This window comes from Micromonospora sp. D75, from assembly GCF_018070405.1.
Lineage (GTDB): Bacteria > Actinomycetota > Actinomycetes > Mycobacteriales > Micromonosporaceae > Micromonospora > Micromonospora chalcea.
In genome coordinates this window covers 1-8,549 of the sequence record NZ_JAGPXV010000221.1, presented here as the reverse complement: position 1 = coordinate 8,549, position 8,549 = coordinate 1, and the positions used below count along the sequence as shown (strand labels likewise).

Below are 8,549 nucleotides of genomic sequence, written 5' to 3'. Positions count from 1 at the left end.
GCTTCGACGACCGTGCCGGTGACGGGGCGGCGCGTACGCGAAAATGGGTGGTGGTCGGTGTCGGCAGGGTCGGCCCGGAGCGGTGGTGAAGCGCTTCGACAACCGCCGAAAAACACGCCGCTTTCGCAGGTTGCCCGGTCCCGGAACGCGGCGCTACCGAGGTTGACACCTTCCGGCCGGTGCGGTCAAGGGGTCACCCGGCGGGCAGGCGTCCCGCCTCCACTGTGGCCAGCGCCGCGGTGGCCCCGCCCAGCGCGCCGGCCGCGGACCCGAGCGTGCTGGCCTCCAGCCGCACGCCGGGCGGGACCGGTGTACGGGCGGCGAGTTCGGCGTGGGCGGCCGGCAGCAGCCACGGCGCGAGTGCCGCCAGGTGCCCGCCGACCACCACCACCTCCGGGTCGAGCAGCCCGGCCAGCACCGACGCCGCCTGGCCGAGCAGCCGGCCGATCTCGGTGAGGCCGGTGCGTACCGGCTCGTCCCCGGCGCGGGCGAGCGCCTGGATCCGTTCGATCTCCGGCAGGTGATCGGTGACCGGGCCGGCGTCCGGCAGCAGCCGGCCGATCACCGCGTCCACGCCGAGCAGCGCGGTCAGGCAGCCGCGCCGCCCGCACGCGCAGGGCGGGCCGTCGGCGGCCAGTGGCAGGTGCCCGATGTCGCCGGCGAAGCCCCTGCCGCCGCGCAGCAGCCGCCCACCGCTGATCAAGCCCGCGCCGATCACCGGCCCGCCGGTGAGGTGCACCAGGTCGGCCGTGCCGGCGTACGGGCCGTGCCGCTGCTCGGCCAGGACGGCGAGGTTGGCCTCGCTGTCGACGGTGAGGGGGAAACCCGGATCACGCAGGGCGCGGCGCAACGCGGCGGCGAGCGGTACGCCACGCCAGCCGAGCGCCGGGGCGGCCGGCACGTCGCCGTCGGCGTCGACCAGCCCGGGCACGGCCACGGTGAGGCCGAGCACCGTGCGCTCGGCGCCGGTGACGCGGGTGACGGCGCGGCGGGTCAGCGCCGCCAGCGCCTTCACCGTCTCCTCGGCACCGGCGGTGGCGGCGGGGAACGCGCGCCGCCACGTGAGCACCGGGTCGCCGCCCAGCCCGGCGGCCACCGCGACCAGCTCGTCCGCGCCGACGCGCAGCCCGAGCCCGACGTAGCGGGCGCCGTCGAGGACGAGCATGGTGGCGGGGCGGCCCACCCGGTTCTCGGTCAGCCCGGTCTCGCGCAGCAGCCCGTGTTCGATCAGCTCGGCGACCAGGCTGGAGACGGTGGCCTTGTTCAGTCCGGTGCGTGCGGCGACGTCGGCCCGGGAGCAGGGGGCGTGGCGGCGGACGTGCCGGAGCACCGCGGCCCGGTTCGTCACCCGCACGTCGCCGAGGTCGGCCGTCGGCCGGTCGATGCTGATCACGTACTGCCCGCCTCCTGCGCCCGGCCCTGGGTTCGGCTAAAGCTTAAACTAAATAGGCGCGATCCCGGCCGGGTGGGCCCGGCCGGGGAACCACGGCGCGAACGGCGTCACCGGGACCGGCTCGCCGTCGAGCACCACCCGGCGCGGCGGGTCCGTGCCGACCACGCTGACCTGCCGTACGTCCAGCGGCCCGTCGACGCGTACGCGCAGCGTGTCGCCGTCGCGCACGGCGGTGAGCGTGGTGTCGCCGTCGGGGTCGCGTACCACGCTCACGCCGTCGACGCCGCCCCAGGCCACCACCGTGACGTCCCGGAACGGGCCGGTTCCGACCGTCGTCGCGGGCGGCACGGTGGGAATCAGGGCGCCGTGCCGCACGTACAGCGGCAGGCGGTCCAGCGGCACGCTCACCCGCAGGTGCCGTCCGCCGGTGTGCCGCTGCCCGGTGTACGCGTCCAGCCAGTCGTCGCCGGTCGGCAGGTAGACGGTGCGCTCGCCGGACCTGTCGAGCACCGGCGCCACCAGCAGGTCCGGGCCGAGGCGGTACTGGAGGTCGGCGGTCCAGGCGGCCGGGTCCTCCGGGGTGTCGACGAGCAACGCGCGCATCATCGGGCTGCCGGTGCGGGCGCTGTCCACTGCCGCCGACCAGAGGTACGGCAGCAGCCGGTAGCGCAGCCGCAGCGCGTCCACCGCGTGCCGTTGCGCCTCGGGCGGGAACTCCCACGGCAGCCGGCTGGTGGTGCCGTGCAGCCGTACCAGTGGTGAGAGCGCGCCGAACTGGGTCCAGCGCACGTACAGGTCCGGTTCGGGGGTGCCGTGGAAGCCGCCGGTGTCGTGGCTCCAGAACGGCACGCCGGACAGCCCGTGGGACAGACCACCGCGCAGCGTGCTGGCCATGCCGGGCCAGGTGGCGTTGACGTCGCCGCTCCACTGGGCGCTGTGCCGCTGGCCGCCCAGGTACGACGAGCGCGCCCACACGGTGCGGTGCCCGGCCACCTCCTCGGTGACGTCGGCGACCGCGTCGTTGAACAGCAGCGCGTACACGTTGTGCAGCTCGACGCCGGTCATGCCGTTGTGGGCGACGGCGTCGGCGGGCACGCCCTCGGCGAAGTCGGTCTTGAACACGGCGACGCCCTGGGCGAGCAGCGGGCGCAGCAGGTCCTGGAACCAGCTCACCGCGGCCGGGTTGGTGAGGTCCACGATCGCGCAGACCGGGTAGCTGCCGTGCCACGTGTCGGCGACGTACGTGCTTCCGTCCGGGCGGCGCAGGAAGTAGCCGGCGGCCTCGGCCTCGGCGTAGAGCGGGCTGCCGGTCATCAGGTACGGGTTCATCCACAGGCACACCCGGAAACCCTGCTCGGTGAGGTCCTTGAGCATGCCGTCCGGGTCGGGGAAGGCGTCGGTGTCCCAGCGCAGGTCCGACCAGTGTCCGGCGACCTGCCAGTAGCAGTCCAGGTGCAGCACGTCGCAGGGGATGTCGTCCGCGCGGATGCGCCGGGCCCGTTCCAGTACGCGCTGCTGGCTGTCCGGGAAGAAGCCGGAGGAGATCCACGCGCCGAACGCCCATCGCGGCGGCAGGTACGGCCGGCCGGTCAGCGTGTCGAGCCGGTCGAGCACCTGCGCCGGGGTGGGTCCGGCGAGCACGTAGTAGTCGAGCAGGTCGTCCGGGACGAGGATCTGCACGCTGCTGTGCGTGCTGGCGCACATGTCGAACTGCACCGGCAGCCCGCTGTCGACGAGTACGCCGTAGCCGCGGTCGGACAGGTAGAACGGCACGTTCTTGTGCGACCGGTCGGACTCGCCGCCGAAGGCGTCGAAGTTCCACATCAGCGGCCGCTGGCCGCGCTTGTCCAGTGGGGTGAACTTCTCGCCGAAGCCGACGAACCGCTCGTCGCCCGGCGCGACGAAGCTCTCGTGCCAGGCCACCGGCTCCCCGTCGACTGTGGAACGGCCCAGCGGCAGCGTGCGGCGGCGGCCGCTGATGTCGCGGGTGCCGGCGTCGGAGGCCAGCAGCAGCTGTCCGTCCGGAGTGTGGAACCGCAGTCCCCACGGGTCCAGGCTCAGCTCGGCGACCATGCCACCGGCCGCCACCCGGACCTGCCCGTCGGCGACGGTCACGGTGGCCGGGTGGGGCTGCGGGTGGACCAGTGTCAGCGCCGGTGCGGACCGGCTGCGTACCGAGGGGTCGTCGGCGAGGCGTACCCGGATGATCCCGTCCCCGGCGGCCTCGACGCGCGTGACCAGCGTGCGGCCGGACGCGCAGGTCGCGGTGAGCGTGACCCCGTGCGCGTCGGTCGCGGCGACCTCGGCCCGCAGCACGTCGTCGGCGCCCTCCTCGCCGGGGGCGCGGACCGGCAGGTCGGGCGGGTCGGCCACGAACGTCTCGTACGGGACCAGCGGCGGGCGGTACGGCATGGGCGTCTCCTCGCGGCGTCCACGGGCGGTCCCGCCAGTTTCTTTGGAAGCCCAACTAACTGTCAATGATCGACGCCATTGACTTTCCGTCTCACCTGTTCCTATTTTGGCCGGGATGACAACTAAAGTGCCGTGGAGCGACGGGCGGCTCTGCTACGGCGGCGACTGGAACCCGGAGCAGTGGCCGCCGGAGGTGTGGCGCGAGGACGTCGCCCTGATGCGCGCCGCCGGGGTCGACCTGGTCACCGTCGGCGTGTTCGCCTGGTCCCGGCTGGAACCCGAACCCGGCCGCCACACGTTCGACTGGCTCGACCGCGTCCTGGACCTGCTGCACGCGAACGGCATCCGGGCCGCCCTGGCCACCCCCACCGCGTCGCCGCCGCCGTGGTTCTCGCTGCGGCACCCGGACGCGCTGCCGGTCACCGCCGACGGCGTCCGCCTGACCCACGGCAGCCGCGACACCTACTGCGCCGCCGCGCCCGCGTACCGCGACGCCGCCCGCAGCATCGCCGAGGTGCTGGCCGCCCGGTACGCGCACCACCCGGCGCTCGCGCTGTGGCACGTGCACAACGAGTACGGCACCACCTGCCACTGCCCGCACACCGAGGCGGCGTTCCGCCGCTGGCTCACCGGCCGGTACGGCGACCTCGACGCGCTGAACGACGCCTGGGTGACCAGCTTCTGGAGCCAGCACTACTCCGACTGGGCGCAGGTCGGCACGCCCCGCGCCACGCAATATCTCGCGAACCCCGGCCAGCTGCTCGACTTCCGCCGCTTCTGGTCCGACACGCTGCTGTCCGCGTACACCGAGCAGCGTGACCTGCTGCGGGCGGCGAACCCTTCGGTGCCGGTCACCACCAACTACGTGCTCGGCGACTGGGTGCCGGTGGACCACGCCCGCTGGGCGCGCGAGGTGGACGTGGTCGCGATCGACCACTACCCGTCCGCGGTCGGCTCGGACGCGCAGGAGCAGACCGCGTTCGCCGCCGACCTGGCCCGCGGCTGGGCCCGCCACGGCGCCGGGCGGCCGGCGCCGTGGCTGCTGGCCGAGAGCGCGCCCAACCAGATCCACGTCGCCGGGCGGATGCACACCAAGGAACCCGGCCGGATGACCCGGCACAGTCTTGCCCACGTCGCACGCGGCTCCGCCGGGGTGATGTTCTTCCAGTGGCGCGCCCCAGCCGGCGGCGCGGAACGCTTCCACTCCGCGGTGGTGTCGCACGCCGGCGCGGACACCCGCGTGTTCCGCGAGGCCACCGACCTGGGCGCCGCGCTGGCCCGGCTCGCCGGGACCGCGCCGGGCCGCGTCGAGGCGGGCGTGGCCATCGCGTACGACGCGGCGAGCGGCTGGGCGCTGCGGCACCCCGGGATGCCCCGCGCCGGACTCGACCACCCTGGCGAGGCGGCTGCCGCGCACCGGGCGCTGTGGCACGCGGGGGTCACCGCCGACGTGGTGCCGCCCGGCGCCCCGCTCGACGGTTGCCGGCTGCTCGTGCTGCCCGCCCTCTACCTGGCCTCGGACGCCACAGTCGACTGGGTACGCCGGCACGTCGACGCCGGCGGGCACCTGCTGGTGACCTGGCTCAGCGGTGTCGCCGACGAGCACGCCCGGGTACGCCTCGGCGGCTACCCGGGCGCGTACCGGGACCTGCTCGGCGTACGGGTGGAGGAGTTCCACCCGCTCGCCGACGACGAACACGTGCCGCTGACCGGCGGCGGGACCGGCCGGATCTGGTCCGAGACGGTGCACCCGGCCGGCGCGGAGACGATCAGCGCGTACGCCGGGGGAGTGCTTGACGGCCGTCCCGCGATCACCCGGCACCGGATCGGCGACGCGTGCGCCTGGTACGTCTCCACCCGCCCCGACGACGACACCTATCGGCGGTTGCTCACCGAGGCAGCAGGGCTCGCCGGTGTGACCCCGACCTGTCCCGGAGCGCCCGAGGGTGTCGAGGCGGTACGCCGCCACGACGGCCTGCTCTACCTGCTCAACCACACCGACCGGCCGCAGCGGGTGCCGGTCACCGGGCTCGACCTGCTGACCGGCGCGACGGCCGACGGCTCGTTGACGGTGCCGCCGGGTGGTGTTGCGGTCGTGCGCGAGGAGCCGTCGTGACGCCGCCCCGGCGGCATGCGTTCGTGACGGACGGCGTGGGTGCGCGTACCCCGGTCAGGGGGTGGCGACGGCGGCGCGGGAGCGGTCCGCGGCGATCCGCACCGCGAGCGCGGCAAGCACCGTGCCCATCACCCACCGCTGCAGGCGCGCCCAGCCCGGCCGCCGGGTGAGGAACGCCGACACCGAACCGGCGCTCAGCACGATCAGCGCGTTCACGGTGAGCGCCACGACGATCTGGGTCAGGCCGAGCAGCAGGCTCTGCACCGCCACGTGCCCGCGCGCCGGGTCGACGAACTGCGGCAGCAGCGACACGTACAGGATGGCGATCTTCGGGTTGAGCAGGTTGGTGACCAGGCCCATCGTGAACAGGCGCCGGGGCCGGTCCGGCGGCAACGGCGTCGGGGTGAACGCCGACGTGCCGCCCGGGCGCAGCGTGCGCCAGGCCAGCCACAGCAGGTACGCCGCGCCGGCCAGCTTCACCGCCGTGTACAGCGGCGGGACCAGCACGAACACGGTGGCGATGCCGGCCACCGCGGCGGCCAGGTAGACCAGGAACCCGGCTGCCACGCCGAGCAGCGACACCAGTCCGGCCCGCCGCCCCTGGGTCACCGAGCGGGACACCAGGTAGACCATGTTCGGCCCGGGCGTGAGCACCAGACCGAGCGCCACCAGGGCGATCCCCATCACCGCGCCGACTGTAACCATGTCGCCTCCCCGTTGCCGACCGTGAACCGGACCCTACGCCCACCCGCCGACACCCACCGCCCCGCCGTGCCCTCACCCCTGCTCCCACTCCGGCGATCATGAGGTTGACGGCGACAAATCGGTCACCGACGGCCGCCAACTTCATGATCGCCGGAGTCGGGGGGTCAGCGCGGGGCGGGGGCGGTGGGGATACTTGTCGCATGTCGATCGTGCTGTCCGCGCCGGCGACCGCGACCGCGCCCGGTCTGCTGCTGCGACCGTGGCGCGACGGTGACGCCGACGCGCTGATCGAGGCGTACCGGGATCCGGTGCTGCGTGCCTGGACCAGACATCCGGTGACCGGACCGGCGCAGGCGCGGGTGTTCCTGCGCCGCAGCCACCAGGGCTGGGCCGCCGGTCACCGGTTCATGTTCGCGGTGCTGGAGGAGAAACGGGTGGCGGCCTGTGTGGTGCTCAAGGACGTCCGTCCGGGCCGCCCGGCCGCCGAGGTCGGCTACTGGACGGCCGCGCCGGCACGGGGCCGGGGCGTCGCGCCACGCGCGGTGGAGGCGGTCACCGGATGGGCGTTCGCCCGGTTCGCCGCCACCGGGCTGACCCACCTGGAGCTGCTGCACCAGGTCGACAACCCGGCGTCCTGCCGCGTGGCGGAAAAGAGCGGGTACGCGTTCGCCGAGGTCCTGCCGGCCCGCGCGCCGTTTCCCCGCGACGGCCACCGCCACGTCCGCCACCTGCCCTGACGCCGGGTCCGGCCCGCCGCTGCTCTCATGAGCCGAGCAGGCGCAGCAGCACCGCCCAGCTCCCGACCAGGCAGGCCGTCGCCACAGCGAGGCCGATCAGTCAGTCGCGCACGCCGGCGCCCCCTCACCCCGGGGGCACGCTACGCGGCGGCCCGCGCGGGAACAGCTCGGCCCCGCGCGACGCTGACTCTTGTCGGACGGCGGCGGCTACCGTGGGTACCGGAGGTGACGGCGGTGACGACAGCCTGGGAGGCCGCGGTCGAGGCGCAGATCCGCTCGGCCCAGGAACGCGGCGAGTTCGACAACCTGCCGGGTGCCGGCAAGCCCATCCCGGGGCGCGACACGCCCTACGACGAGGGCTGGTGGATCCGCAGCTTCATGGAGCGCGAGCAGATCCCGTCCGACCTGCTGCTGCCCACGCCGCTGCAGTTGCGCCGCCGCATCGAACAGCTCCCGGCCGAGCTGCGCGACCTGCCCACCGAGGAGGCCGTCCGCTCGTACGTGGCGGCGCTCAACACCGAGGTGGTCGCCTGGCTGCGTACCCCGACCGGGCCACGTGTGGTGGTACGCCCGGTGAACGTCGAGGAGGCGGTGCGCGGCTGGCGCGCCGACCGGGAACGCGCCGCGCCGGTCGTCACGACGCCGGAGCCAGCCCGTGCCGCGTCGGCCCGCCCGCGCCGCCGTTGGCGCTGGTGGCGCCGCTGAGCGTTCAGGGGCGCGCCGCCTGCCAGGTCCACGAGGTACGCCGTGGCCGGTCGCCGAGCGGCGCGCGGCCGGTCAGCCACAGCAGCACCGGCGCCGGCCTGCCGTCGGGCGCATCCGGGAACAACCGGCTCACCACCCGGGCGCACAGCTCGGCGGGTGGCGACCAGTCCAGGCCGAGCCCTCGGGTCAGGTCGTGTGTGTGCAGCAGGATCTCGGCCACGCCCATCGCGGCGAAGCCGCCCGGATCGCAGGGGCCGAAGTGCCACGCCCGGTCGTCCGGGCTCGCGGCGTCGACAGTGGCGGCCAGGATCCCGGCCGCGGCCGCCGCGACGGTGAGCACCTCGGCGGGCGCGGCGTCCGCGCGTACCCGCAGGTCGTACGGGAGGTAGCCGCCCTCGGGCCGGCCGGACACCTGACCGGCGTACGCGATCAGGTCGTGCGCGATGTGCGCGGCCGTGGTCCAGCAGGACCAGTCCAGGTC

General features: G+C 74.7%; 7 protein-coding genes. 3 read left to right on the top strand and 4 right to left on the bottom strand.

What is annotated here, in order from left to right:
* Window positions 1–193 precede the first annotated feature (193 nt).
* On the bottom strand, window positions 194–1,393 hold the full coding sequence (locus KBX39_RS15355) for an ROK family transcriptional regulator (protein WP_210871181.1): 1,200 nt from the start codon (window positions 1,391–1,393) through the stop codon (window positions 194–196).
* A gap of 48 nt (window positions 1,394–1,441) precedes the next feature.
* The gene (locus KBX39_RS15350) at window positions 1,442–3,805 is read right to left on the bottom strand and encodes a TIM-barrel domain-containing protein (protein ID WP_210871179.1); all 2,364 of its coding nucleotides are present in this window, start codon (window positions 3,803–3,805) and stop codon (window positions 1,442–1,444) included.
* Window positions 3,806–3,920: 115 nt separating this feature from the next.
* Here KBX39_RS15350 and KBX39_RS15345 point away from each other — a divergent pair, with 115 nt between their 5' ends.
* Window positions 3,921–5,921: a beta-galactosidase gene (locus KBX39_RS15345; RefSeq protein ID WP_210871177.1), complete on the top strand. Its 2,001-nt coding sequence runs from the start codon at window positions 3,921–3,923 to the stop codon at window positions 5,919–5,921.
* Between the two features lie 54 nt (window positions 5,922–5,975).
* Here the strand turns inward: KBX39_RS15345 and KBX39_RS15340 are convergent, their stop codons facing one another.
* Window positions 5,976–6,626 carry a LysE family translocator gene (locus KBX39_RS15340; protein WP_043324080.1) on the bottom strand — a complete coding sequence of 217 codons (651 nt, stop codon included), beginning with the start codon at window positions 6,624–6,626 and terminating at the stop codon, window positions 5,976–5,978.
* A gap of 200 nt (window positions 6,627–6,826) precedes the next feature.
* On the opposite strand from KBX39_RS15340, the gene KBX39_RS15335 reads away from it, so the two are divergent.
* Together KBX39_RS15335 and KBX39_RS15330 are read left to right on the top strand one after the other, a co-directional pair.
* On the top strand, window positions 6,827–7,363 hold the full coding sequence (locus KBX39_RS15335; RefSeq protein WP_210871175.1) for a GNAT family N-acetyltransferase: 537 nt from the start codon (window positions 6,827–6,829) through the stop codon (window positions 7,361–7,363).
* Between the two features lie 234 nt (window positions 7,364–7,597).
* On the top strand, window positions 7,598–8,068 hold the full coding sequence (locus tag KBX39_RS15330) for a DUF1992 domain-containing protein (RefSeq protein WP_210871173.1): 471 nt from the start codon (window positions 7,598–7,600) through the stop codon (window positions 8,066–8,068).
* A gap of 4 nt (window positions 8,069–8,072) precedes the next feature.
* On the opposite strand, the gene KBX39_RS15325 is transcribed toward KBX39_RS15330, so the two are convergent.
* Window positions 8,073–8,549: hypothetical protein (locus KBX39_RS15325; RefSeq protein WP_210871171.1), on the bottom strand; the 477-nt coding region annotated here is incomplete at its 5' end.